Below are 25,597 nucleotides of genomic sequence, written 5' to 3' on the forward strand. Positions count from 1 at the left end.
CACCACCGGGGAGATCCGCCCGGTTGCAAAGACGAATTTACGAAAAAAAATCCAGAAAAGAAAACGCCCGCATGCTCCCGCCCGATCACAAAGCACCGCACCGGCCCCCTCGGCGGCAGGCCGCAACCCGCCTTAGGAGAGGTCGAACGTCACGATCGTGATGCCGGCTCCACCGCGGTCGGCATGTTCGTCGACGGCCGATACCACCTCGGGAACCGTCCTCAGATAGCGGCGGATCTCCTCCTTCAGGGCGCCGGTCCCCTTGCCGTGAAGGATCGTCACCGAGCCGACGCCCAGCATCAGCGCATCGTCGACCAGATTCTGCACCGCCTCCAGCGCCTCGGCGGCCCGCATGCCACGTACATCGATATGATCCTTGAAGTTGAGCTTGCGGGCCGAGATATCGGCCGAATAGACCGTACGGGCCGTTGTCGGGCGCGTCGCTTCGCGGTACTCGTTGTTCGAGACGACGCGGAGCGCCGACTTGTCGACCGTCGTGAGGATCTGCCCGAAGGCCACTTGGGCCCGTTTGCCCTTCAGCGACTGCACCACGCCGACCATCTCCTGCCCCGCCATGCGAACCTTCGACCCGACCTCCACCTCACGCGGCTTCTCGACTGCCTGTGCCGGCTTCTCGGGGCCCTTTTCGCCCTGACGCTCGCGCCGTTCGGCACGCCGCTGACGGCGCCGCTCGATGCGCTCCATCTCGCGGGCCACCTGCTCGTCGCGCTCCGACGTATCCTCCTTCTCGACCGTCTCGCGGAAGTCGTCCAGCTCGCGGCGCGCCAGACGCGTCAGCTCCTTCTCGGCCTGTGCCTCGCGGATCGTGCGGATCGTATTCTCGATCTGCCGGTTGGCATCCGCAATGAGGCGCTGCGCCTCCTCCCTGGCCCGGCGCAGGATCTCCTGCCGCTCGGCACGGATCTTCGAGAGCTGCTCCGTGTAGGTCTGCTCCAGCTCCTCGACCTTGCGGTCCGTCAGACGGATGCGGTCGCGTTTCTGCTCCCAGTAGTGCTTGTCACGGGCGATCTCGCGCAGCTGCTTCTCGATGTTGATGTGGTCTGAACCGGCCTTTTCGCTCGCCGCACGGATGATCTCCTCCGGAAGTCCGATCTTGCGGGCGATCTCCACGGCAAACGAGCTGCCCGGCTTGCCCATCTCCAGCCTGAACAACGGGCGAATGTTCTGCACGTCGAACATCATCGCACCGTTGGCAATCCCCTCGGTATTCGACGCATAGTATTTGATGTTGGCATAGTGGGTCGTGATGACGCCGTAGCACCCCCGGGCCAGCAGCCGTTCGAGGATCGCCTCGGCAATGGCCCCGCCGATGATCGGCTCGGTTCCCGACCCGAACTCATCGATCAGCACCAGCATACGGTCCGACGCCCCGGCCAGCATGTGCTTCATGTTCAGCAGGTGGGACGAATAGGTCGACAGGTCGTTGTCCATCGACTGCTCGTCGCCGATGTCGATGTAGATGCTCTCGAAGACAGGCAGTTCGGAGATCTCCGACGCCGGGACCGGGAATCCGCACTGGAACATGTACTGCACGATGCCGGTGGTCTTCAGACAGACGGACTTTCCGCCGGCATTCGGCCCCGAGATGACCAGAATATGCTTGCGGCGGTCCAGCTGCAGGTCGAGCGGCACGATCTCGCGGCCGGCGGCGCGCAGCGTCTGCTGCAGCAGCGGGTGGCGGGCATTCTTCAGCACAAGCCGGTCGTCCATCGAGAGGATCGGCCGCACGCAGCGGTTCTCCGAGGCCCAGCGACCCTTGGCACGCAGCATGTCGATCTCGGCCAGATAGTCACCCGACGCGGCAATCAACGCGGCATCGGGACGGATTCCCTCGGTGAACTCCGTGAGGATGCGCACGATCTCGCGCCGCTCGGCGTATTCGAGTTCGCGCAGTTCGTTGTTGATCTCCACCACCTCGACGGGCTCGATGTAGAAGGTGCGTCCCGTGGCCGACTCGTCGTGGATGAAGCCCTGCAGCTTGCGCTTGTTCGAGGCCGAGACGGGGATCACGGCCCGTCCGTCGCGGATCGAGATCTGGGCGTCGCTCTCGACGATTCCAGCCCCCTTGGCGGCCGAAAGCACCGCCTGCAGCCGCTTGGCGGCGAGCCCCTCGTGCTGACGGATGGCGCTGCGGATCTCCTGCAGCGCGGGCGAGGCGTTGTCGCGCACGTTGCCGAACGGATCGACGATCGCCTCGATCTGCCGCACGATCTCGGGGAAGGCCTCGACACCCCGCGTGCGGGCATGGAGCGTCGGATAACGCTCCGCACGATTGAGGATAAAGGAGACGATGCCGCCGATGGCGCGCAGGGCGTGACCGAGAGTGACCACCTCCCCCACGTCGAGGAACGCTCCCTCGACACGCAGTTTGGCCAGGATCTGCTCGACGTCGGGATACTCTCCGCCGGGGAATTCGTGTTCCATTTCGACGATCAGGCGCATCTCGTCGGCCAGAGCCAGACGGTGTTCGATCTCGCGCGGCGAGGTCGAGAAGCCCTCGGCGGCGATCCGCTCACGGGCGGCCTGCATCGTACAACGTTCGGCGACCTGCTCCCGAAGGCGGTCGAAACCTATTTTCTGTTCGAAAGTGGCTGGATAGATCATGCGATGGATGAATCGAATAAAAACGGCCCCACGACTTGTCCGGGGCCGGAAACAGGGCTTTGTCCAGGTGATCGGCGACACACCGCGCCGCGCGGGACAACCTTTCCGCGCGATTCAAGAGCCGGGTGCTGCAGCATCTGCTCTCAGCGCAGGGCCTTCAACGAATCGCGCTCGGCACGTTCGGCCTGGCGGGCGGCCTGCCGTTCGGCCCGGGCCTTCATCTTCTCGGGATTGCGGCCGAAGAGCGAGAAGTGGACGTAGCGTCCGGGATACTGCTCCAGATCGGCCAGCAGCGACGCCAGATTGTCGCTGGCCTCGGTGAGCGATTCGTAGAGCGCCGGATCGTTCAGCAACCGGCCGACGGTTCCCTCTCCCTGGCGGATCTGCGCAACCAGCGCATCGACCTCCTCCACCGTTTCGGTGAGACGGCTTGCGAACTCCGCCTCGGCCAGCTCCGTGGTGATGCGGTTCAGGTTGTTCATCATGCTGTCGACCCGCGGGGCATTTTCGCCGAGCATTTCGGAGAAGGCCGAGAGGTTTTCGACGGCCGAGGACAGATTCCGTTTCTGCGCATCGAGCACCTCGGCCAGATCACCCGACAGGGCATCGAGATGGGCCATCGTACCGTTGACGTGCCCGGCATTGGTTTCGAGCAGCCGGTTGATGTTGTTGAGCGTACGCGAAAGGTCGTCGGTAAGCCGCGAGACCTTCTGCTTGAAGAACTCCAGTTCCGAACCGGCCATATCCATCAGGTCGCGGCCGCGCACCGAACGCAGCGTATCACCCTTTTCGAGATACTCGTCCGACGAACCGTAGACGATTTCGATGGCCTTGCCACCCATCAGGCCGTCGCTGTAGATTTTGGCCTCCGAATCGATCGGGATCCGGTACTGGCGTTTGATGGTGAACTGCAGCACGACATTCTGGCTGCGCTCGGGATTGAACGCAATGCCGGTCACGGTACCGATCTTGACTCCCTTCATCATGATGGGCGAAGCAGCCTGCAGACCGCTGATCTGATCGTACGAGGCGTAATAGACGGCGTTGCGGCCGAAGATGTCGAACCCCTTCAGAAAACGGATTCCGGCCCAGGCGGCCACGAACATCAACACGGCAAATATTCCGATCTTGACTTCTCTTTTCATCGCGAACTAGTTGTTTACAATTTGCGTACCCCGACAGCAGACCACGAAGGCTTCGGGGAAAATTTTGCGCACTTCGGCGGCCTTGCGCTGTGCGGCGGTACGGCTTTCGAACTCGCCGACACAATATTTATAGGGGAAACGCCCCTGTGAGGTATACTGCCGCACCTTGCCGCGATACGAGCGGAACTGCGCCGAATTGAGCGGGATGCTCCTGGCCGAAGCCAGCACCTGCACCGCATAGCGCAACGGCTGCTGCGCGGCAGACTCCTTCGCAACGGTCCCTTTTGCGGCGGACTCTTTTGTGGCGGAGGCGTTTTCGCCCGAAACCTTTCCTGCGACGGACGGCTGCGTGGAGTTCGCGGCCCCCTTGCCGGAGGCCTTGGCCGAATCGGCTGCCGGCTTCGGAGTCGGCTGCTGCGTGCCGGCGGATTGGGAGGTGCCGGCGGATTGGGAGGTGCCGGCCGGCGGGGTCGTCTCCTTCTCCGAGGCGCCCTCCTCGGCCCGACGCGTCTTCAGCACATAGGCCGAATACTCCTTCACGGCACGGTAGATCGACGAGGCAATTTCATTCTGTCCCTTGTCGGACTTCATGTAGGCCAGCTCCTGGGCATTGGTCATGAATCCGATCTCGGTCAGCGCACCGGGCATGTCCGTGGCGTAGAGCACGCGCAGCAGCTGACGCTTCACGCCGCGCGAATTGCGGCCGGCCTTGGCATAGCTCGTCTGGATGCAGCGGGCGATGGCCATGCTGTATTCGCCGTAGGTGAACTGCAGATTCTGAATATAGGCCCGCACGATGGCTGCCGTACGTTCGTCCGACATGTCGATCAGATCCTCGCGGTTGCTTTCGTAGAGGGCATTTTCGTTGTAGCGCTGCTCCTTGGGGGTTTCGCCCATGATGAGCGTCTCGACACCCCGGACCGAGGCAGCTTTCGGCGCAGCATTGGCATGGATCGAGATAAAGAGGTCGCCGCCGGCATTGTTGGCGATATCGGCCCGAGCCTGGAGATCCGAGGCCAGATCGGCGCCGAGGGCCTTGTCGGTCGTCCGCGTATAGACGACCTTCACCCCGGACATCCCCTCCTCAATCAGCTTGCCGAGCTTGAGGGCCACCTTCAGCGTGAGGTCCTTTTCGTAGACACCGCCGTAGTGTGCCCCGGGGAATTTGCCGCCGTGCCCGGCATCGATGACCACCACGCTGACTCCGTGCACAATATTCCCGGCGGCAACCGCGTTGATAGAGACGACGGCCGCCGCAAAGGCGAGGAGCAACAAAAGGCGCATGCGCATATTTAATGGTGCCAAGTGTGAGCTTTCTGTAAATTTTTACCTATCTTTGTCGGGCCGGAAACGTGGCCGAAAATGCGGCCGGAGAGGCTCCGGAGCCCGATCCGAGCGTTTTTGCCGACTTGTCGGCAAAGGTACGAAATTTTTTGGAATTTTGGATAAACTGAGGGTAAAATATATCGCATCGGCGGCCGTACTCGTGCTGTTCGCCCAGGTTGTGCTGGGTGGCATGACGCCCCGTACGATTCCCTTTTCACCCCTCGAAGAGGCGTCCGGCGGCTCCGGGATTCCGGCCCTGGCCGAGGCGGCTCCCGCCCCCGACAGCGCCACATCCGGGCAGGCGTCCTCCCGACCCGAGACACCACCGGCCGCCACAACGGCCACGGGGGATTCCGACACCGTGGGGGCCACCCCCGCCACCCTCTCGCGCCGTGAACTGCGCCGTGAAGCCCGTGCCGCGCGCGAACGGGCCCGCCGCAACGCCGCCTTCAATGCCCTGAGCCAGCAGGAGCGCGATTCGCTCTTCTCGGCACAAGTCGACTCGCTCATCGCCCGCAAGGCCGATTCACTCGAGATGCACGCCGACTCGCTGGCCGTCGACACCATGCGCCGCGACACGGTCAGGAAGCCCCGGCCGGCCGGGGCGTTCCTCGACGACCCGATCTCGGGCAAGAATACCGACTCGCTGGTCTACGACGTACGCAACAAGCTGGTCTACATCTACAACCAGGGCGACGTCACCTACCAGAACAGCAACCTCAAGGCCGACTTCATGCGCATCGACATGAACTCGAAACTGGTCCACGCCTACGGAAAACCCGACTCGCTCGAAGGCCGGCCGATCATCACCAAGCCCGAATTCTCGGACGGTTCGGCCTCCTACCAGATGGACACGATCACCTACAACCTCGACTCGAAGAAGGCCAAGATCAAGGGGGTGGCTACGCAGCAGGGCGACGGCTGGCTCGTGGGCGGCAGCGTGAAGAAGATGCCCGACAATACGATCAACATCGAGAACGGCAAGTATACCACCTGCGACGAAACCGACCACCCGCACTTCTACCTGGCGATGACCAAGGCGAAGGTGATCCCCGGCAAGAAAGTCGTCACGGGCCCGGCCTACCTGGTGATGGAGGATGTTCCGATCTACTTCCTGGGCATCCCCGAAGGCTTCTTCCCGATCAGTTCGGGGCCGAAGTCGGGACTGCTGATGCCCACCTACGGCGAGGAGTATTCGAAGGGTTTCTTCCTGCGCGACCTGGGCTACTACTTCACGCTGGGCGACTATGCCGACCTGGCCGTGCGGGGCGGCATCTACACCCTCGGGTCGTGGGAGGCCTCGGCCGCCTCGCGCTACATCAAGCGCTACAAGTACAGCGGCAGCTTCAACATGGAGTTCTCGAACATCAAGACCGGCGAAAAGGGCGAACCCGACTACATCAAGCAGAACAACTTCCGCATCCAGTGGACCCACTCGCAGGATGCGAAGGCCAACCCCGGATCGACCTTCTCGGCCTCGGTGAACTTCGCCACGAGCGGCTACAGCAAGTACTCGGCCACGAACCTCAACGACATTCTGGCCACACAGACCAACTCGTCGATCTCCTACTCGAAGAGCTGGACGGGCACCCCCTTCTCGCTGTCGGCCAACATGGCCATTTCGCAGAACTCGCAGAACCAGTCGCTCTCGATCACCCTTCCGACAGTGGTCTTCAACGTCTCGCGCTTCTACCCCTTCAAGCGCAAGGAGAAGGTGGGCAAGGACCGCTGGTACGAGAAGATCTCGATGCAGTATACGGGCAAGATGACCAACTCGGTGACCACCACCGAATCGGAAATCTTCTCCAAAAAGACGCTGGAGAACATGAAGAACGGCATCGAACACTCGATCCCGGTTTCGGCATCGTTCAACCTGTTCAACTACATCAACGTCACGCCGTCGGCCAACTACACCGAAAAGTGGTACTTCAAGAAGGTCGAATACGAGTGGAACCCGGTGACGAACCAGACCGACACGCTGCCGACGAACTACGGCTTCTACCGTCTGTACAACTACAACTTAAGCATCTCGTCGTCGACGACCATCTACGGCATGTACGACTTCACCAAGAAGCGCCGCGACCGCAAGATCCAGGCCATCCGCCATACCATCACGCCGACCTTCGGCTTCTCCTACGCCCCGGACTTCAGCGACCCGAAATACGGCTACTACCTCACGCGGCAGACCGACTCGACGGGCCGCTTCACGACCTATTCGCCCTACGCCGTCAATGCCTATGGCGTACCGTCGTCCGGGCGGTCGATGTCGATGACCTTTTCGCTGTCGCAGAACCTCGAGATGAAGGTATTATCGAAGCGCGACACCTCGGGTGTGAAGAAGATCAAGCTCATCGACGAACTGCGCGCCAGCGGTTCGTACAACTTCCTGGCCGACTCGATGCGGCTGTCGACCATCTCGCTGTCGTTCCGCACGACGCTCTTCAAGAACTTCGGCATCAACCTCTCGGCCACACTCGACCCCTATCGCGTTTCGCCGCAGGGCGTGCGCTACGACAAACTCTTCTTCCCGGGGCGCATCACCTCGACGGGCTGGTCGTTCGGCTATACGTTCAAGTCGCGCGAGGACAAGAGCACCCCGGCCGTCAACGACATCACGTCGATCCCTCCGGAGTACCAGAACCCCTTCTACGACCCCTACGGGCAGATGGATCCCGTGCTGCGGCGACAATACATGGCACAGAGCTACTATGACTTCTCGCTGCCGTGGAACTTCGGCTTCAACTATGCGGTGAACTACTCCGTCTCGTACGTCAACAACGGTACGACGGGCTACCGCAAGAACGTCACCCAAACGCTGGGATTCAACGGTTCGGTGAACCTTACGCCGAAAACGGGTATCACCTTCCAGGGCGGTTACGACCTGAAGACCAACAAGCTGACTACTTCGTCGATCTCCATCACGCGCGACCTGCACTGCTGGCAGATGTCCTTCTCGTGGATTCCGTTCGGCTACCACAAGAGCTGGAGTTTCAACATCGGTGTAAAGGCGGCATCACTCTCCGACCTGAAGTACGACAAGTCGCAGTCGATGTACGACAACCTCTATTAGCGGAGGGGGCGTGCGGGCATAACGACAAGAGGCCACAGCAACGAGGCGAACCGCAAGGGACGAACGACATGGGGCCGGTTACGATGGAGCCAACGGCGAAGGGGCGAAAATCGGACGTAAGAGCAAGGCGGCAAGGCGGCAAGAGGCTTGCGACACCGCAGCACGCAACAAGCGCAAGCAACTCCGAAGCGACGTGCAACCTCGAAGTGATACAAAATCTCGGAACAACACAAAGCCCCGGAGCGGCACGTAACCCCGGACATTTACCATAAACATAAAAGGGAACGATCGAAAGCCGTTCCCTTTTTTCACGACTGCGGCGGCAATCCGTACTGCACCGTGACGCCCGTCCATACCGACGTCCATGCCGCACCGCACAATGTCCATTCACGCCGCCTGCCCGTGCCATCCGTCCGGGTCATCCATTCAAGCCGCTTGTCCACGCCATCCGTCCGGGTCATCCATTCAAGCCGCTTGTCCACGCCATCCGTCCGGGTCATCCATTCAAGCCGCTTGTCCACGCCATCCGTCCGGGGCATCCATCCGTGCCGCCTGTCCACGCCGTCCGGCCGGCCACACCGCCCCTGCGCCCTTTTGCGCCCCTTGCGCCCCCTTGCGCCCCTTTGCACCCCCTGCGGGCAGTCAGATGCGATGCACCTCAGAGGGTTCGCGGTCGATGTAGTTGGGATAGAGGAATTCGGGCATTCCGAGTGCCAGAATGGCCGCAATGCAACGCCCTTCAAGTCCCAGCATCCGGTTCAGACGCTTGTGACGGTCCTGCCGGATGGCCGTCAACACGAACCCCATGTAGATCTGACTCACCCCCAACGCCTCGGCCATGAGCGAAGCGTTCTGACAGGCCAGATTGGCATCCTCGGCCGCGAAACGGTTTTTCTCCGGTGCGTGGATGAAGATCAGCGCCGTGGCGCCGCGCAGAATACGGTCTCGCCCCTCGGCATAGTCGCGGCGCAGGCGGGTAAAGACCGGGACATAGCGATAGACGCCGGGCATCAGCGGCTTGAGCCAGGGCTTCACGAAGGGGCTCGACAACAGCCGTTCCAACTCCCGGAAGACCCCGAGCGTATACTCGGCCACCTGCCGCAGCCGCTCCGGATCGGTCACAATCGTGTAACCCAGCTCACGGGCATTGCTGGCCGTCGGAGCGCGGTCGGCGGCGGCGAGGATACGATCGAGATACTCCTGCGGCACCGGACGCCTCGACAGGGCGCGGTTCGAACGCCGCACGGCCATGAGCAACTCCACCTGCTCGGGCGAAGGGAGCTGCGTCCGGTCGGCCTTGTGCACCCGTTCGAGCGGGAAGGCTTCGTGGTCGATCGCCCCCGCGGGACAGGCCGCCACACAGTGGCCGCAGACGATGCACCCTTCGGGTTCGCGCACCACAATCCGCCCTTCGGGCTCCACCCGTCCGAAGATCTGCGACGGACAGACCCGCACGCAACGGCCGCAGCGGATGCAGCGGTCACCGACCCCGATCCGCCACGGATCAGCGGTTGACCTCTTCGACGGCATGGGGATCGTGCTTATAACGGAAGACCAGCGCAAAGACTACGGCCACCACCAGGGCATATCCGGCAAAGACCAACCACGATTGCGACCAGCCGGCCACCTGGGCCGCGGCGCTCTGCTGCGAGTAGACCAACCGGTTGACGACAGCCTGCGCACCGAGCGTACCGATCGTGGCGCCGATACCGTTGGTCATGATCATGAAGAGACCCTGGGCGCTGGAGCGGATCGTCACGTCGGTCTCCTTGTTGACGAAGAGCGAGCCCGAGATGTTGAAGAAATCGAAGGCCACGCCGTAGACAATCATCGAGAGGATGAACATCCAGACTCCGCCGCCGGGATTACCGAGTCCGAACAGGCCGAAACGCAGCACCCAGGCCAGCATGGCCACCAGCATGACGTTCTTGATACCGAACCGCTTGAGGAAGAAGGGGATGAGCAGGATGCAGAGGGTTTCGGAGACCTGCGAGAGCGAGATCAGCGCATTGGCGTGGTTGGCGCCGAAGGTCGAGGCATACTCGGGGATATCGCGGAACGAGGTGATGAAGGGGTTTGCAAAGCCGTTGGTGATCTGAAGCGAGATGCCGAGCAGCATCGAAAAGATGAAGAACAGGGCCATCCGTTTCTGCTTGAAGAGGGTGAAGGCTCTCAGACCGAGGGCTTCGACCAGTGATTTGCGGTCGCCGTCGCGGCTGACGGGGCAGGCGGGCAGCGTCAAGGCGTAGAATCCGAGGACGAGCCCCAGCACGGCACACTGCAGGAACTGCATGTAGGTGGTCTGGAATCCGGCGGCATCACAGAGGAGCATCGAGCAGATGAAGCCGACGGTCCCCCAGACGCGGATCGGCGGAAAGGCCTTGACCGTATCGAGACCGGCGCCTTCGAGGACGCAGTATGCCACGGAGTTCGAGAGGGCGATCGTCGGCATGTAGAAGGCCACACTGAGCGCATAGAGCGTAAAGAGTAGACCGAACTGTACGCCGTTCCCCGAGGTCATGGCATAACCGCCGGCGGCGGCCATGAACAGGGCGGCCAACAGATGGCAGAAGCCGAGCAGGCGCTGAGCCGGGATCCAGCGGTCGGCGACGATGCCGATGACGGCGGGCATGAAGAGCGAGACGATACCCTGCATGGCATAGAAGATACCGATATGCGTCGCCAGACCGACTCCGACCAGATACGATCCCATGGAGGTCAGATAGGCACCCCAGATGGCGTACTGGAGGAAGTTCATGATGACGAGGCGCAGTTTGATTCCCATAACGTAACGATTTACAGAATATTTCAAGATTCATTAGGTTTATCTCCGAGGAGATTGAAACAAAAATAGTAAATTTTTTTGGGATTTTTCTTTGCAATTGAAAAATAAAGTTCTACTTTTGCATCGTCAAACCAATCGAACAGAGGCTTGACGAGGACATTGAGCTATGGTGTAATGGTAACACAACAGATTCTGGTCCTGTTATTCTTGGTTCGAATCCAGGTAGCTCAACAAAGACCGCTCCGATCTCCGGGGCGGTTTTTTTTGTTGGTGGGGGGGGGTCTGAAAGGTTTCCACAGAGGAACACCACCCCCGAGCACACACAGCCGTTCCGGATTCCGGGCCCTCATACCGGCCACAGCCCTCACCCTCTAAAAAAACTCCGCACCTGTTCAAAAAAAGCGGCCTCCGCCCAATGACGGAGGCCGCTTTTCACAGGTCCGGTTCCGGGGAGCGCGGCCTCTCACTCCGAGACCGCAGCACCGAAACCGCAGCGCCGTTATTTTCCGAGTCCCATGCGCTCGATCAGCGCCCGGCTGTCGGGCTTGTGGCCCCGGAAGCGCACGTAGAGATCCATGGGATGCTCCGTACCGCCCTTCTCGAGGATGTTCTTGCGGAACGACTCAGCCACCTCCTCATTGAAGATTCCCTTCTCCTTGAAGAGCGAGAAGGCGTCGGCATCGAGCACCTCGGCCCACTTGTAGCCGTAATAGCCGGCGGCATAACCCCCCGAGAAGATGTGGCCGAACGACGGCGACGTGGCCGTACCCTCCACCACGGGCAGCACCTGCGTGGGGGCCATCGCCCGGACTTCGAACTGCTCGACATCTTCCCCGAAGGGTTCGGTCAGCGTATGCCAGGCCATGTCGGTGAAGCCGAACGACAGCTGGCGCACATGGAGGTAGGCGGCCAGATAGTTCTGCGCGGCAACAATGCGGTCGACGATCTGAGCAGGGATCTTCTCGCCGGTCTGGTAGTGGACGGCCCACAGATCGAGATACTCCTTCTCGGTGGCCCAGTTCTCCATGATCTGCGACGGGAGTTCGACGAAGTCGCGATAGACGTTCGTGCCGGTCAGCGACTCGTAGTGTCCCTTGCCGAGCATGCCGTGCAGCGAGTGGCCGAATTCATGCAGGAAGGTGTTGAATTCGTCGAAGGTGAGCAGCGAAGGGGTCGTTGCGGTCGGTTTGGTGAAGTTCATCACCAGCGAGACCAGCGGACGGGTCTCCTTGCCGTTGACGATCTTCGCGCCGCGGAATTCGGTCATCCACGCCCCGGCGGTCTTCGAGGCGCGGGGGAAGAAGTCGAGGTAGAGCACCGCCAGGAAACGGCCGTCGCGGTCCGTGACGTCGTAGGCCGTCACGTCGGGATGGTAGACGTCGATCTTCGTATTGGGCGTGAAGTTCAGTCCGTAGAGCTTGTTGGCCAGCAGGAAGACCCCCTTCTTGACATGTTCGAGTTCGAAATAGGGCTTCACCAGCTCGTCGTTGAGCGCATACTTTTCATCCTTGTACATGGTGCTGTAATAGGGCCAGTCCCACGGCATGAGCTCTCCTTTGAGCCCCTTCGAGGCGGCGTATTCGCTCACCGTGCGGTAGTCGGCATCGGCCCACGACTTGGTCTGCACGAGCAGGTCGTTCAGGAACGACTCGACCGTCTTCGTGTCACCGGCCATGCGCTCCTCCAGCACGTAGTCGGCATAGCACTTGTAGCCCAGCAGATTGGCGATCTTCAGCCGCGTATTGACGATCCGGCGGATCAACTCCGTGTTGTCGAACTTGCCGCCCAGACACTCCGAGGACCGCGCGCGCCAGAGTTTCTCCTTCAGTTCGCGGTTCGTGGAGTAGGTCATGAAGGGGAGGTAGCTCGGATACTGCAGCGTGACGGTCCACCCCTTCTCGCCGCGCGAGGCGGCCTCGGCGGCCATCCCCTCCCGCACGAATCCGGGCAGTTCGGCCACCACTTTCGGATCGGTGATATGGAGCGTGAAGGCGTTGGTGGCGGCCAGCGAATTCTGGCCGAACTTGAGCGTCAGGGCCGAGAGTTCGGTCGTATACTGGCGGTAGAGCTTCTTCTTCTCGGGCGAGAGGGCGGCGCCGTTGCGGGCGAAGTGCTTGTAGGTCTTTTCGAGCAGCATGCGCTCCTCCTGCGAGAGGCGTCCGGGGTGTTCGTAGACGGCCTTCACGCGTTCGAAGAGCTTCTCGTTGAGCGAGATGTCGTTCTCCAGTTCGGTCAGTTTGGGCTGCACGCGCAGCGAGATCTCCTGCAGCTGGTCCGAGGTCTCGGCGCCGAGCATGTTGAAGAAGATCCCCTCGATGCGCGAGAGCAGCGAGCCGCTCTGTTCGAGGGCGACGATCGTATTGACGAACGACGGTTTTTTGGGATTGTCGACGATGGCCGCCACCTCGGCCCGCGAGCAGGCGATGGCGGCATCGAAGGCCGGTTCATAGTGTTTGAGTTCGATCTTCGAGAAGGGCGGCGTGGCGTAGGGGGTCTCCCACGGGGCCAGCAGCGGATTCGAAAGATCGAGTTCGGGCAGCTGTGCCTTGGGAACCGAGTTGTCGGCGCAGCCTGCCGCCAGTGCGGAAATAGCCATGATCAAAATTGCTTTTTTCATATTCGGGTCTTGGGTTTTCGTTTTCGAAGGGGAGGGGGAGGGTTAGCGCTGTGAAGCCGGCGTTGCGGCGGGGTTCTTCCCCGCAACCGGGTTCACGGAGAGCGAATCGGCCGGCACGGGGTCGCTCCACAGACCGCGGCTGCGCAGCATCGGGCGCTTGTCGGGGTCCTTGCCGCGGAAGTCGCGATAGAGGGTCATGCCGTCGGCCGAGCCGCCACGGGCGAGCACCTTGCGGCGCAGCGAATCGGCGATCTGCCGGTTGTAGAGGTCGCCGCTCTCGCGGAAAGCCTCGAAGACATCCTTGTCCAGCACCGCGGCCCACGTATAGAAGTAGTATCCGGCCGCATAGCCGCCGTCGAAGATGTGCGAGAAGTAGGGATAGTGGTAGCGGGGTTCGATCTGCGGGATCAGTCCGCGGCGTTCGGTCAGCGCCCGGCGCTCGAAGGCCATCGGGTCGAACTCCTCGTATTCGCCAATCGAGTGGATGTCCATGTCGGAGAGCGATGCGGCGATGAGCTCCGTGGTCATGAATCCCTGGTTGAAGAGGCGGCTGCGGCGCAGTTTTTCGATCAGATAGTCGGGAATAACCTCGTTCGAGCGGTAGTGCACGGCATACTGTTTGAGCACGTCGGGTTCGAAGGCCCAGTTCTCCATCAGCTGCGAGGGCATCTCGACGAAGTCGCCCTCGACCTCCGAGAGGCCGCGGTAGCGGACATTGTGGAAGAGGAAGTGCAGGGCATGGCCGAATTCGTGGAAGAGCGTCTCGGTCTCGTCGAGGGTCAGCAGCGCGGGGGTGTTCGAGGTCGGGCGGGTGAAGTTGCAGACGATCGAGACGACGGGAGCCACACGGTGCCCCTCCTCGTCGAAGGTCTGTTCGACGTAGTTGCCGCACCAGGCGCCCTGGCTCTTTCCGTCGCGGGGGAAGAAGTCGAAGTAGAGGATGCCGAGGTGCGACTCGTCGGCATCGAGCACCTCGTAGGCCACGGCCTCGGGATGGTACAGCGGCACGACTACCGGACGGAACGTAATGCCGTAGAGGCGGTTGGCGAGGAAGAAGATCCCCATCTGGACATTTTCGAGCAAGAAGTAGGGACGCAGCATCTCCTCGTCGAGGGCGTATTTCTGCTTGCGGAGCTTCTCGGCGTAATACCACCAGTCCCACGAGGCGAATTCACCCTCGGGGACATCCTTGCGGAAGAGCTCCTCCATCTCGGCGAGTTCGCCCCTGGCGCGTTCGAGGGCCGGCTCCCACACCTCGTCGAGCAGTGCATAGACGGCGTCGGTGGTGCGGGCCATCTCGTCGTCGACCACATACGCGGCATACGACGGGTAGCCCAGCAGGTGTGCCTTCTCCGTGCGCAGACGGATGAAGTCGTTGATCAGCTGTTTGTTGTCGTATTCGTCGCCGTTGTTGCAGCGGTTCAGATAGGCCTTGTAAAGCTCCTCGCGGCGGTCGCGGCGGGAGGAGTAGGTCAGGAAGGGAATCAGGCTCGACTTCTGCAGCGTGAAGGCATACCGATCCTTCTTGCCCAGTTTGGCGGCCGTCTCGCGGGCCAGCTCACGCACGTTTGCGGGCAGGCCGTCCAGCTCATCCGACGAAAGCATCATCACGAAGTTGTTGTTCTCCGCACGGATGTTGTTGCCGAAGTGCACGGCGGCCAGCGACAGCGCCCCGTTGATCTCCTTCAGACGGGCCTTCCGTTCGGCATCGAGCAGCGCCCCGGCACGTACGAAGCTGCGATAGGTCTTCTCCACCAGCCGCAGCTGCTCGGCATCGAGATCCATCGCCGCGCGGCGGTCGTAGACCGCCTTGACGCGTTCGAAGAGCTTCCCGTTGAGCCGGATCCGGTCGGCATGAGCCGCCAGCAGAGGCGCCGCCTCCACCTGGAGCTTCTCCAGTTCGGGGGAGTTCTCCGCGGCGCAGAGCATCTCGAAGATCAGCTCCACCTGGGAGAGCATCTTCCCGGAGTTGTCGTAGGCGAGAATCGTGTTTTCGAACGAGGGTTCGTCGTTGTTCGAGGTGATGGCGTCGATTTCGGCGTCATGGAGCGACATGCCGCGCTCCAGGGCGGGCAGGAAGTGTTCGGGGGCGATCCGGTCGAAGGGGGGCACGCCGTAGGGGGTCTCCCACTCGGAGAAGAAGGGATTCTCGCCCACCTGCTTCTCGGATTTGCAACAAACGAGTGTCATGGTCAGAAAAAGCGTCAATAAACCGATGATACGTTTCATGGATCGTGTTATTTTGTGTACATTTGCGGGCCGCAAGTCCGGCACGGCAGACAAAGGCCGCCGTCCGGGCCCGCGCAAGACAAAAGTACAATAAAAAAATCCGTAAAACAAATACGCGAAGGCCATGCAACTCTTCTATGCTCCGGATCTCGAACCGCCCGTCCACACGCTCGACGAGGAGGAGTCGCGCCACTGCATCCGGGTGCTGCGGCTGGGGCGCGGCGATTGGATCCACCTCACCGACGGCCGCGGGAATCTCTATCGGGCCGAGATCATCGAGGCCGACCCGCGCCGCTGCACGGTACGCGTCGTCGAGACGCAGTCCGAATTCGAGCGGATGCCCTACCGGCTGGTGATGGCCGTGGCGCCGACGAAGAACCCCGACCGCTTCGAATGGTTTCTGGAGAAGGCCACCGAGGTGGGCGTCACGCGGATCATCCCGCTCGAGACGGCCCACAGCGAGCGGCGGAGCTTCAAGCCGCAACGGGGCGAAAAGGTGATCACGGCGGCCATGAAACAGTCGCTCAAGGCCTACCGCCCGGAGCTGAGTCCGCTGACGGCGTTCCGCGAGGCGGTGGCCGAGCCCTTCGAGGGGCGGAGCCTGATCGCCCACTGCGAGGCGGCGCACTCCGCACGCGGGAAACGGTTCCTGCCGCGCACAATCCGCCCCGGCGAATCGGTACGCATCTTCATCGGCCCCGAGGGGGACTTCTCGCCCGAGGAGATCGACCTGGCGCTGGCCCACGGCTTCGAGGAGATCACGCTCGGTGCGCAGCGGCTGCGCACCGAGACGGCAGCCGTCGCGGCCACGGTGATGACCGCCACCGTAAACGGTCCCGCCGAATAGCGCTTTCGAAAACACATTTACCCGCAGAACATGCTATTTATCTACACCCTGTTGTTCCTCGTGGTGGTCGTGGCGGCGATCTTCTCGACGCCGCTGCGGGCCAAGGCGTGGACGGCCCTCGCCCTGACGGCCGCCGGAGCCCTGTGGGCCTCGGTCCGGGCCATCGGCGTACTGGCCGACGGAGGCACCGAATCGCTGTGGATGATCCCCGGCACGCTTTTCGGCGGCGATTCGGGATCGATGGACCCGCTCTCGGCGCTCTTCGTCCTGCTGATCTCGATCGGCTCGGTAGCTTCGGTGCTCTATTCGCGGGGCTATCTGGCCCACACGCTCCGGGAGAAGTCCCCGGCCCACGTCTCGCTGCACTACACCTCGCTCACGGTGATGGCCTACGCCATGCTGGGCGTCGTCTGCTCCGACGGCGGCTACTCGTTCCTCTTCTTCTGGGAGCTGATGACCGTGGCGTCGTTCCTGCTGATCCTCTACGACGCCCAACGCCGTGAGGTGAGCCGCGCGGCGCTGGCCTACCTGATCATGATGCACGTGGGCTTCGTGCTGCTGGTCGTGGGGTTCGTGCGGCTGGACGCCGTCTGCGGACGCGCGACGTTCGACGCCCTGGGCCAATACTTCCACACGAAGCCGGCATTGCCGCTCTTCCTCGTCTTTCTGGCGGGCTTCGGCATGAAGGCCGGCCTCTTCCCGCTGCACGTCTGGCTGCCGGAGGCCCATCCGGCCGCCCCGTCGCACGTCTCGGCGCTGATGTCGGGCGTGATGATCAAGACGGGCATCTACGGCATCCTGCGCACGACGGCCGCCCTGGGCGATCTGCCCGTACTGCACACCGCCGGGGTGATTCTCCTCGTCGTGGGGATCGTCACCGGCCTGTGGGGCGTCATTCTGGCCGCCATGCAGAACGACGTGAAGCGCCTGCTGGCCTACTCCTCGATCGAAAACATCGGCATCATCCTGCTGGCCGCGGGCATCGCGGCGCTGGGCAAGGCCTCGGGCAACCAAATGGTGGCGCTGTGCGGCATCGCCGGGGCGCTGCTCCACGCGCTCAACCACTCGTTCTTCAAGTCGCTGCTCTTCTTCGGGGCCGGCAACATCCTCTCGCAGACCCACACCACGTCGCTCGACGCGCTGGGCGGCCTTACGAAACACATGCCCCTCACGTCGCTGCTCTTCCTGGCGGCCACGGCCGCCATCTGCGCCCTGCCGCCGCTCAACGGCTTCGTCTCGGAGTTGCTCGTCTACCTCGGGCTGCTCGACGGCATCGCCTCGGGAAGCAACGTTCTCGCCTCGGCGGCCGGTCTGGCGGCGCTGGCGCTGATCGGCGGCGTGGCCGTGCTGGCCTTCACGAAGCTCTACGGCACGGTCTTCCTCGGCTCGCCCCGCTCGCATGAGGTGGCCGAAGCCTCGGAGGTCGACAACCTGCGGCTGGCCGCCATGGCGCTGCCGCTGGCGGGCATCCTCCTCGTGGGACTCTTCCCGCGGGCGGCCGTGGGGTGCGTGACGCGCGCCGCGGAGTTCTTCCTGCGCACGCCGTCGGATGCCGCCGACTGGCTGCTCTCGCCGACGCTCACCGCAGTCGGGCGCATCGCCTGGGGGCTGATTCTGGTCGTCGCCATCCTGGCATGGCTGCGACGCCGCACGCTGCGCGGACGTCAGGTGACCGAGGGCCCGACGTGGGGCTGTGGCTTCACGGCGGTGAACACCCGCATGCAGTATACGGGCGAGTCCTTCTCCGAGGGGCTGCAGTCGATCGCCACGTCACTGACACAGAACAGCGGCGAGGGGTCGCCCGTGGGCAAGGGCGAGATCTTCCCCGACGCCCACCGCTTCGACGTCGGCCACCGCGACCGCATCGGACGCCTCTTCTCGGCGTGGTGGGTCGAACTGCTGCGCCTGATCAACCAGCGCGTCATGCGCCTGCGTACGGGCAAGATTAACCACTACGTGCTCTTTGCCCTGGCCTTCCTGGCGCTGGTCTTCCTGTTGTCGATCCTCCATATCATCTGATGCCATGGCACTGCTCAATCTGCTTCTGCTTCTGGCGGCGGCCCTCTGCATTCCGGGGCTGATCAACCGCACGCGGGCCCGGCTGGCGGGCCGCAAGGGCATCCGTTTCGCCCAACACCTCTACGACGTACGCCTGCTGCTGCGCAAGGGGGCCGTCTATTCGACGACCACCACCGTACTGTTCCGCACGACGCCGTCGGTCATCCTGGGCGCGTCGCTTCTGGCGCTGCTCTTCATTCCGGTGGGCAATCTGCCGCCGGTGGTCTCGTTCGACGGCGACGTGGTGGCCTTCGCCTGCCTGCTGGCTCTGGGCCGCGGGGCGCTGATTCTGGCGGCCATGGATACGGGCAGCTCGTTCGAGGGGATGGGCGCCAGCCGCGAGGCGCTCTACGGGGCGCTGGTCGAACCGGCGCTGATGCTCACCATCGGGACGCTGGCCCTGCTCTCGGGCCACATCTCCTTCGCCGAACTCTTCGACGCCGGAGCCTCCGACGACACGCAGCTGATCATCGTCCTGCTGCTGGCGGCCTACGTGCTGACGAAGATCGTCTTCACCGAAAGCGGCCGCGTGCCGGTCGACGACCCCCGCACGCACCTCGAACTGACGATGATCCACGAGGTGATGTGCCTCGACTACTGCGGCGTCGATCTGGCCTACATCAAGATCGCGAACTGGCTGAAGAGTGCGGCGCTGTCGATGCTGGCGGCCGATGCCGTGGCGGCGGCCCTTTGCCCGCGGTGGTGGTTCGCCGCGCCGCTGGCCGTGCTGCTCACGGGGCTCTCGGTGGGGATCGTCGAGTCGACGCAGGCCCGCAACAAGCTCATCCGCAACACCACCTTCCTGCTCACCATCACGGCACTGGCCGCCCTGGTCTTCTTCACGGGCTACCTGCTGCAACTTAATATCGGTATCCAATGATTCTGCCGCTGATTCTACTCTACGTCGTGACGCTCGTCTACCTCTCGATCACGGAGCGTTTCCGCAACTTCGCCTCGCTGATCGGGCTGCAGGGGTGGCTGCTGTTCGGCATTGCGCTGGTGCGTCTGCACGCCGCCAACCCCGCCGAGCTGGCCTTCGTGGCCCTCGAGACGCTGCTCTTCAAGGGCATTCTGGTTCCGTGGCTGCTCTTCGCCGTGATCCGGCGCACGCGCATCAACCGCGTGCGCCGTTCGGGTTCGTCGCAGGCCGGATCGCTCGTGCTGTCGATCGTGGCGCTGGGCGTGAGCGCCTCGCTGACCTACTACATCGCCGACTCGACGGTCGACCTGCTCTTCTTCGGCGTGGCGCTCTACTCGCTGCTGAGCGGTCTGATCCTCATCGTGATGCGGCAGCGGATCTTCTCCCACATGGTCGGTTTTCTGGTGATCGAGAACGGCGTGTTCCTCTTCTCGACGGCCATCGGCGTGGAGATGCCCCTGCTGATCAACTTCGCCATCCTGCTCGACATCCTCATCTCGGTGCTGATGCTGGGCATCTTCTTCACCAAGATCGACGACAAGCTCCACGCCGACGACGCCGATTCGCTGACCAACGTAAAGGACTAAGGCCATGATAGTCTATCTGATCGCAAGTATTCTGATCGCGGCGGCGGCCTTTCTGGTGCGCCGCGAGCGGCAGCTCTTCCTCACGGGCGTGCTCTTCTACGCCGTGCAGGCGGCCTTTGCCTGCGCCATTCTCTTCGGAGGGCTCTACGACACGACGTCGGCCTCGTGGTTCCGCTTCGACGCCCCGGGGACGCTCTTCTACGTACTGCTGTGCATCGTCTCGGCCTTCGCCTACTTCCATTCGGAGGCCTACCTGCGCGACAACGACCTCGTCCAGACCCGTGCCTACTCGGGGCTGGTGATGCTGCTGACGACGGCCATCGCCGGTTCGTACTTCGCCTCGAACCTGGCCGTGACGTGGATCTTCCTCGAAGCCACGACGCTCTGCTCGGCCGGAATCATCTACCACCGCCGCACGGCCCAGACGCTCGAGGCGGCGTGGAAATACGTCTTCGTCTGCTCGACGGGCATCGCCATGGCCTACCTGGGCATCCTGCTGCTGGCGGCCGCCACCGACTGCGAGTCGCTCGACTATGCCGAGGTAGCCGCCGCGGCGCCCCACGGCAACGCCCTCTACCTGAAGATCGCCTTCCTCTTGATCGTCTGCGGCTACAGCTGCAAGATGGAGCTCTTCCCGCTGTACACGGTGGGCATCGACGCCAACTTCGCGGCGCCGTCGCCGGCCTCGGCGCTGATCTCCACGGGACTGGTCAACGCCGGCTTCCTGGCCATCTTCCGCGTCTACCGCGTGGCAGCCGCGACCGAGGTCTTCACGTGGGCCCGTTCGGTGCTGCTGATCGTCGGCGTGCTGTCGCTCCTCATCGGCGCGCTGTTCCTGCGCCGCACGAACAACTACAAGCGCTTCCTCTCCTACTCGACCGTAGAGAACATGGGTCTGGCCGCCATCGGACTGGGCGTCGGCGGTGCGGGTGTCTGGGCGGCGGTCTTCCACGTCGTCTGCCACACCTTCATCAAGAGCAGCCTCTTCCTGCAGATGGCCGTCGTGCGGCAGGTCTACAACGGCTACCGCATCAACCGCATCGGCGACTATATCCACATCAACCGCGTGGGGGCCATGGGGCTGCTTGCGGGGATGGTCATCCTGGTGGCCTTCCCGCCCTCGCCGCTCTTCCTCTCGGAGCTGATGATCCTGCGCGAGGCGATCGTCGGAGGCCGCTGGTGGCTCGTGGCAGGGCTTCTGCTGCTGTTGTGCATCGTCATCTACTCGTTCTGCTCGCGGATGCTCCGTCTCTGCTACCAGCCCAACCAGGACGAACTCCACCCCTCGAAGGTCGACCGGGCGCTGTCGTGGTCGGCCCTCACGCTGCTGGCGGCGGCCATGGTGCTGGGGCTCTGGCAACCGGATTTTCTGCGTGAACTGATCGGCCAAATCACTGCCTTATGAACTATCTCGTAATCGACAATACCGCGGGCGCCGTGCGCCTGGAGGAGATTCCCGAGATCTCCTATGCCTCGTTCTACGAACTGCTGCGCACGTGGCTCTCGGACGAACGCTACCACGTGGCGCACTACTTCGCCCTGCCCTCCGACGACCGGATGCGCTTCTACTGCCTGGTGCTCGACGACGCCGAGAGCCGCGTGCTGATCACCTCCCACGCCACGGGCTACTACGACGATACGGCCCTTCCGTCACTCACGGCCCTGCACCCGCAGATGCACCCCTTCGAGCGGGACATCACCGAGCGTTACGGCATCCGCTTCGACGGCCAGCCGTGGCCCAAGCCGCTGCGCTACCCCTTCGACCGCTACAACCGCCAGAGCTCGATCGACAACTACCCCTTCTATACGATGGCCGGCCACTCGCTGCACGAGGTCAACGTGGGTCCGATCCACGCCGGGATCATCGAGCCGGGGGCCTTTCGCTTCATCTGCAACGGCGAAGAGGTGCTCCACCTCGAGATTGCGCTGGGTTACCAGCACCGGGGAGTCGAGGCGGCCTTCTCGTCGACCGACAACCGGCTGCGGCAGATGTGTCTGGCCGAGGCCGTTGCGGGCGACAGCGCCGTGGCCCACGCCACGGCCTTTGCCGAGGCCGTCGAGAAGCTCACCGGCCGCGAACGACCCACGCAGCTCGACCGCGAACGGGCCGTAGCGCTCGAACTGGAGCGCATGGCCATGCAGATCGCCGATACGGGAGCGCTGTCGATGGATGCGGGCTACCAGCTGGGACAGGTGGCCTGCGAGGCGCTGCGCACGATGACGATCAACACCACGCAGGCGTGGTGCGGCAACCGCTTCGGCAAGGGGCTGATCCGGCCCCACGGCACCGACCATCCGCTCACGCCGGCCAAATCGGCCATGATCCGCCGGAACGTCGCCGAGATTGCCCGCCGTTACGAGGAGGTACGCCGCGACCTGGAGTCGTCGCCCACGCTGCTGGCGCGTTTCGAGCAGTGCGGTATGGTTCCGCGCGAGGAGATGCGCCGCATCGGCGGCGTCGGACAGGCGGCCCGGGCCAGCGGACTGGCCCGCGACATCCGCACCACGCATCCGTGGGGCTCCTACGGCAAATGCCTCCACCACGAACCCGTCATCGAGACATCGGGCGACGTGATGGCCCGGCTCGAGGTGCGCTGCCGCGAGGTTGCGCAGTCGGCCCGCTACATCGACCAGCTGCTGGAGATCTACGAACAGAAATACGGCGCGCTGGAGAACCCCTGCGAGACGCCCGACTATACGACGCAGCTGACCCCGCAGTCGCTCTCGTTCGGCTTGGTCGAGGGATGGCGCGGCGAGACGTGCCACGTGGTGGTGACCGACGCCGAGGGTCATATCGAGGCGTGCCGCATCAAGGATCCGAGTCTGCACAACTGGCTGGCGCTGGCGCTGGCCGTGCGCGGCGAGGGGATCTCCGACTTCCCGATCTGCAACAAGAGCTTCAACCTCTCCTACTGCGGCCACGACCTCTGACGCCGCATCCGCCTCCCGGCCAGTCCGCGCAACACGCGCCCTACGCCGTGTGACGTACCCGGGAAAACGCCCTGCGGGAAGCCCCTGCCCGAGGCAGGACAGGGGCTTCCCGCAGCCGGCAGAGAAGCGTCGGGCGAGCCCTGTTCCGGAAAGAATCGACAAAAAATCCCGGTTTTCCGCAGAAAAATCCCCGCCTGCGGGCGAAGAAAAGACGAACTTTGCCGTCGGAAACCTGAAACAAAAACCACGATTCATGAAACGGAACGCTCTCCATTCGCTGTTCACACTCGGCACGGCGCTGCTTGTGACGGCCTTCGCACCCGCCTGCAGCTCGGACGACAACGACGCCGCACCGGGCAACGGTTCGTCGGACGGCCCCACCGAAAAACCGATCCATACCCTCGTCGTCGCAGCCGACGGCTCGGGCGACTACACGACGCTGCAGGAGGCCTTCGATGCCCTGCCCGTCGACGGCGAGCCGCACATCGTACGCCTGCGCCCGGGCACCTACTGCGAAAAGGTGACGCTGACGGCCGACCATCCCCGCGTGACACTCATCGGCGACGATGCCGAAAAGTGCATCATCACCTACGACGACTATGCGGGTCACCCCACCGAGACGGGCAACGGCACGCTCGGCACGTGGCGAAGCCAGACGCTGCTGATCGAGGCCGACGACTTCACGGCCTGCGGGGTGACCATCGCCAACACCTACGTCAACAGCCAGGCCAACGCCGCCGTCAACAAGGATACGCAGGCCGTGGCGCTGCGCGTCGAGGGCGACCGCGTGACGCTCTACGAGTGCCGCGTCATGGGGTATCAGGATACGCTCTTCGGCCGCGGTACGGGACGTGTCTACCTGCGCGACTGCTACGTCGAGGGCAACGTCGACTTCATCTTCGGCTCGTCGACGATCGTAGTCGACCACTGCACGCTGCACATGAACCGCAACAACAGCGTCGTGACGGCCCCCTCGACCCCGGCCGACCACCGGTACGGCATCGTTTGCATGGACTGCACGATCAGCTTCCCGCCGTCGGACGAGGTGGACTTCGACGGCTCGAAATTCTCCTGCTTCCATCTGGGCCGGGGTTGGTATTCGACGAAAACGGCGAGGCCGCGCGCAGTCTTCATCCGCTGCGAGGAGCCTGCGGCACTGAAGGCCGAAGGGTGGACCACGATGTCGGACCAACCGGATCCGACGCTTGCCCAACCTCTTTTCGCCGAATACGGCTGTACGGGTCCGGGAGCCGCGGCCGACCGCCTCGCCCGGCGCGCCTGCGGCGGACGCCAGCTCTCCGATGCGGAAGGTGCGGAGTATGTCGTGGCGAACATCTTCGCCAGATCGTCCGCTCCGGAATACACCTCCGACTGGCTTCCGGCCCCAGCATTCACCGATCCGGGCGAGTGACCCACAAGAGACGGCCGCTCCGAACCGCCGGCGGAGCGCTCTTTTCCTCCGCACTGCTACCGGACTCTCCGCACTCTACGAAACCCTCCGCACCACCGAAACGCTCCATCCGGCCCGACTCAAGAGACCCCATCACTTCATTTCCCTTTTCGACCCGCGGGCCGGAGATCCACCGACGGAACTCCGGCCCGCGGTGTGTCAATTCCGGGGCAAAGTGCTTGCAGGTTCGCGGGAATTGCGTATTTTTGCGGACGATTAAGGGCCTAACATTTGCGACCATGATTCTACCGAAAATACGGGTGCTGCGCAGCCACGGGCAGCAGGCCATCGAGGACCTCGATGCTGTCGAACTGACCGAAGAGTTCCGCGGACGCCCCGAACTGACCTTCACCGAGGATACCACCGAGGCTGAACGCGCCGAAGCCCTCTGCCCGACGGGGGCCTTCCGGGCCGACCCGCTGGAGCTCGACCTGGGACGCTGCCTCTTCTGCGGGGAGTGTGCGCGCGTGGCGCCGCGCAACGTACGCTTCACGAACGACTACCGCATCGGTTCGCCCACGCGCGAGGGTCTCGTGCTGCACGCCGGAGACTCGCGCGTGGAGTTCGACCCGAAACGCGTGCGGCCCGAGATCCGGCGCTGCTTCCGCCAGGCGCTGCAGCTGCGCGAAGTCTCGGCCGGCGGCGACGGCTCGGTCGAGATGGAGCTCAACGCCACGGGCAACGTCAACTTCGATCTGGGGCGCTACGGCATCGGCTTCACGGCCTCGCCGCGCCATGCAGACGGCGTGGTGGTCTCGGGCCCGCTGACGGCCCAGATAGCCGAGGCGCTGGAGATCTGCTACGACGCCGTGGCCGAGCCGAAAATCCTCGTGATGTGCGGCACGGAGGCCTGCTCCGGCGGACTCTTCGCCGAGAGCCGCGCCCTGGACCGCAGTTTTCTGGATTCGCACACGCCGGACCTCTGGCTCCCGGGGGCGCCGACCCATCCGATGACCTGCATCGACGGTCTGCTGACGTTGCTGGGCCGCAAGAATCGCCTCTGAGAAA

At 63.3% G+C, this 25,597-nt stretch carries 17 protein-coding genes and 1 tRNA gene; 10 read left to right on the top strand and 8 right to left on the bottom strand.

What is annotated here, in order from left to right; translation table 11 throughout:
* Positions 1-132: 132 nt before the first annotated feature.
* The 3 genes from B5G09_RS08125 to B5G09_RS08135 form a co-directional block, all read right to left on the bottom strand.
* Positions 133-2,625 carry a Smr/MutS family protein gene (locus tag B5G09_RS08125; protein WP_087404799.1) on the bottom strand — a complete coding sequence of 831 codons (2,493 nt, stop codon included), beginning with the start codon at positions 2,623-2,625 and terminating at the stop codon, positions 133-135.
* Positions 2,626-2,768: 143 nt separating this feature from the next.
* The gene (locus B5G09_RS08130; RefSeq protein WP_087404800.1) at positions 2,769-3,770 is read right to left on the bottom strand and encodes an MlaD family protein; all 1,002 of its coding nucleotides are present in this window, start codon (positions 3,768-3,770) and stop codon (positions 2,769-2,771) included.
* Between the two features lie 6 nt (positions 3,771-3,776).
* Positions 3,777-5,060, bottom strand: a complete 1,284-nt coding sequence (locus tag B5G09_RS08135) for an N-acetylmuramoyl-L-alanine amidase (RefSeq protein ID WP_087404801.1) — start codon at positions 5,058-5,060, stop codon at positions 3,777-3,779.
* Positions 5,061-5,211: 151 nt separating this feature from the next.
* On the opposite strand from B5G09_RS08135, the gene B5G09_RS08140 reads away from it, so the two are divergent.
* Positions 5,212-8,166, top strand: a complete 2,955-nt coding sequence (locus tag B5G09_RS08140; protein ID WP_087404802.1) for a putative LPS assembly protein LptD — start codon at positions 5,212-5,214, stop codon at positions 8,164-8,166.
* A 308-nt stretch (positions 8,167-8,474) separates the two neighbouring features.
* Here B5G09_RS08140 and B5G09_RS08145 read toward each other — a convergent pair whose 3' ends face one another.
* The 3 genes from B5G09_RS08145 to B5G09_RS08155 all read right to left on the bottom strand — a co-directional run bounded on the left by B5G09_RS08145 (position 8,475) and on the right by B5G09_RS08155 (position 10,951).
* The gene (locus B5G09_RS08145; RefSeq protein ID WP_087404803.1) at positions 8,475-8,705 is read right to left on the bottom strand and encodes a hypothetical protein; all 231 of its coding nucleotides are present in this window, start codon (positions 8,703-8,705) and stop codon (positions 8,475-8,477) included.
* 103 nt (positions 8,706-8,808) lie between these two features.
* Positions 8,809-9,696 (bottom strand): nitroreductase family protein, encoded by an 888-nt coding sequence (locus B5G09_RS08150; protein WP_087404804.1) that lies wholly within the window; start codon positions 9,694-9,696, stop codon positions 8,809-8,811.
* Positions 9,671-10,951, bottom strand: a complete 1,281-nt coding sequence (locus B5G09_RS08155; protein ID WP_087404805.1) for an MFS transporter — start codon at positions 10,949-10,951, stop codon at positions 9,671-9,673. The genes B5G09_RS08150 and B5G09_RS08155 overlap by 26 nt, the downstream gene beginning before the upstream one ends.
* 160 nt (positions 10,952-11,111) lie before the next feature.
* On the opposite strand from B5G09_RS08155, the gene B5G09_RS08160 reads away from it, so the two are divergent.
* Positions 11,112-11,182, top strand: a tRNA-Gln gene (locus tag B5G09_RS08160).
* A gap of 268 nt (positions 11,183-11,450) precedes the next feature.
* Here the strand turns inward: B5G09_RS08160 and B5G09_RS08165 are convergent.
* Together B5G09_RS08165 and B5G09_RS08170 are read right to left on the bottom strand one after the other, a co-directional pair.
* Positions 11,451-13,568 carry a M3 family metallopeptidase gene (locus B5G09_RS08165; RefSeq protein ID WP_206384432.1) on the bottom strand — a complete coding sequence of 706 codons (2,118 nt, stop codon included), beginning with the start codon at positions 13,566-13,568 and terminating at the stop codon, positions 11,451-11,453.
* Positions 13,569-13,610: 42 nt separating this feature from the next.
* The gene (locus B5G09_RS08170) at positions 13,611-15,797 is read right to left on the bottom strand and encodes a M3 family metallopeptidase (protein WP_087404806.1); all 2,187 of its coding nucleotides are present in this window, start codon (positions 15,795-15,797) and stop codon (positions 13,611-13,613) included.
* 124 nt (positions 15,798-15,921) lie between these two features.
* Here B5G09_RS08170 and B5G09_RS08175 point away from each other — a divergent pair, with 124 nt between their 5' ends.
* The 8 genes from B5G09_RS08175 to B5G09_RS08210 all read left to right on the top strand — a co-directional run bounded on the left by B5G09_RS08175 (position 15,922) and on the right by B5G09_RS08210 (position 25,593).
* Entirely contained in the window at positions 15,922-16,644 is a 723-nt protein-coding gene (locus tag B5G09_RS08175) for a 16S rRNA (uracil(1498)-N(3))-methyltransferase (RefSeq protein WP_087404807.1), read from the top strand.
* A 30-nt stretch (positions 16,645-16,674) separates the two neighbouring features.
* Positions 16,675-18,663: a proton-conducting transporter membrane subunit gene (locus B5G09_RS08180; protein ID WP_087404808.1), complete on the top strand. Its 1,989-nt coding sequence runs from the start codon at positions 16,675-16,677 to the stop codon at positions 18,661-18,663.
* A gap of 4 nt (positions 18,664-18,667) precedes the next feature.
* Entirely contained in the window at positions 18,668-19,582 is a 915-nt protein-coding gene (locus B5G09_RS08185; protein WP_087404809.1) for an NADH-quinone oxidoreductase subunit H, read from the top strand.
* The gene (locus tag B5G09_RS08190) at positions 19,579-20,208 is read left to right on the top strand and encodes a hypothetical protein (protein WP_087310972.1); all 630 of its coding nucleotides are present in this window, start codon (positions 19,579-19,581) and stop codon (positions 20,206-20,208) included. Before B5G09_RS08185 ends, B5G09_RS08190 begins: the two co-directional genes overlap by 4 nt.
* Before the next feature lie 4 nt (positions 20,209-20,212).
* Complete coding sequence (locus tag B5G09_RS08195; protein WP_087404810.1) at positions 20,213-21,613, top strand: proton-conducting transporter membrane subunit; 1,401 nt, start codon at positions 20,213-20,215, stop codon at positions 21,611-21,613.
* Complete coding sequence (locus tag B5G09_RS08200) at positions 21,610-23,139, top strand: NADH-quinone oxidoreductase subunit C (RefSeq protein ID WP_087404811.1); 1,530 nt, start codon at positions 21,610-21,612, stop codon at positions 23,137-23,139. The genes B5G09_RS08195 and B5G09_RS08200 overlap by 4 nt, the downstream gene beginning before the upstream one ends.
* Positions 23,140-23,392: 253 nt before the next feature.
* On the top strand, positions 23,393-24,550 hold the full coding sequence (locus tag B5G09_RS08205) for a pectinesterase family protein (protein ID WP_087404812.1): 1,158 nt from the start codon (positions 23,393-23,395) through the stop codon (positions 24,548-24,550).
* A 278-nt stretch (positions 24,551-24,828) separates the two neighbouring features.
* Complete coding sequence (locus B5G09_RS08210) at positions 24,829-25,593, top strand: NADH:ubiquinone oxidoreductase (RefSeq protein ID WP_087404813.1); 765 nt, start codon at positions 24,829-24,831, stop codon at positions 25,591-25,593.
* Positions 25,594-25,597 lie beyond the last annotated feature (4 nt).

Origin of the sequence: Alistipes sp. An54, assembly GCF_002159375.1 — a bacterium.
Taxonomy (GTDB): domain Bacteria; phylum Bacteroidota; class Bacteroidia; order Bacteroidales; family Rikenellaceae; genus Alistipes; species Alistipes megaguti.

Coding starts and splice junctions, on each gene's coding strand:
- B5G09_RS08125 (WP_087404799.1), bottom strand. CDS start 2,625: ATGATCTATCCAGCCACTTTCGAACAGAAAATAGGTTTCGACCGCCTT.
- B5G09_RS08130 (WP_087404800.1), bottom strand. CDS start 3,770: ATGAAAAGAGAAGTCAAGATCGGAATATTTGCCGTGTTGATGTTCGTG.
- B5G09_RS08135 (WP_087404801.1), bottom strand. CDS start 5,060: ATGCGCATGCGCCTTTTGTTGCTCCTCGCCTTTGCGGCGGCCGTCGTC.
- B5G09_RS08145 (WP_087404803.1), bottom strand. CDS start 8,705: ATGCCCCGGACGGATGGCGTGGACAAGCGGCTTGAATGGATGACCCGG.
- B5G09_RS08150 (WP_087404804.1), bottom strand. CDS start 9,696: ATGCCGTCGAAGAGGTCAACCGCTGATCCGTGGCGGATCGGGGTCGGT.
- B5G09_RS08155 (WP_087404805.1), bottom strand. CDS start 10,951: ATGGGAATCAAACTGCGCCTCGTCATCATGAACTTCCTCCAGTACGCC.
- B5G09_RS08165 (WP_206384432.1), bottom strand. CDS start 13,568: ATGAAAAAAGCAATTTTGATCATGGCTATTTCCGCACTGGCGGCAGGC.
- B5G09_RS08170 (WP_087404806.1), bottom strand. CDS start 15,797: ATGAAACGTATCATCGGTTTATTGACGCTTTTTCTGACCATGACACTC.
- B5G09_RS08175 (WP_087404807.1), top strand. CDS start 15,922: ATGCAACTCTTCTATGCTCCGGATCTCGAACCGCCCGTCCACACGCTC.
- B5G09_RS08180 (WP_087404808.1), top strand. CDS start 16,675: ATGCTATTTATCTACACCCTGTTGTTCCTCGTGGTGGTCGTGGCGGCG.
- B5G09_RS08185 (WP_087404809.1), top strand. CDS start 18,668: ATGGCACTGCTCAATCTGCTTCTGCTTCTGGCGGCGGCCCTCTGCATT.
- B5G09_RS08190 (WP_087310972.1), top strand. CDS start 19,579: ATGATTCTGCCGCTGATTCTACTCTACGTCGTGACGCTCGTCTACCTC.
- B5G09_RS08195 (WP_087404810.1), top strand. CDS start 20,213: ATGATAGTCTATCTGATCGCAAGTATTCTGATCGCGGCGGCGGCCTTT.
- B5G09_RS08200 (WP_087404811.1), top strand. CDS start 21,610: ATGAACTATCTCGTAATCGACAATACCGCGGGCGCCGTGCGCCTGGAG.
- B5G09_RS08205 (WP_087404812.1), top strand. CDS start 23,393: ATGAAACGGAACGCTCTCCATTCGCTGTTCACACTCGGCACGGCGCTG.
- B5G09_RS08210 (WP_087404813.1), top strand. CDS start 24,829: ATGATTCTACCGAAAATACGGGTGCTGCGCAGCCACGGGCAGCAGGCC.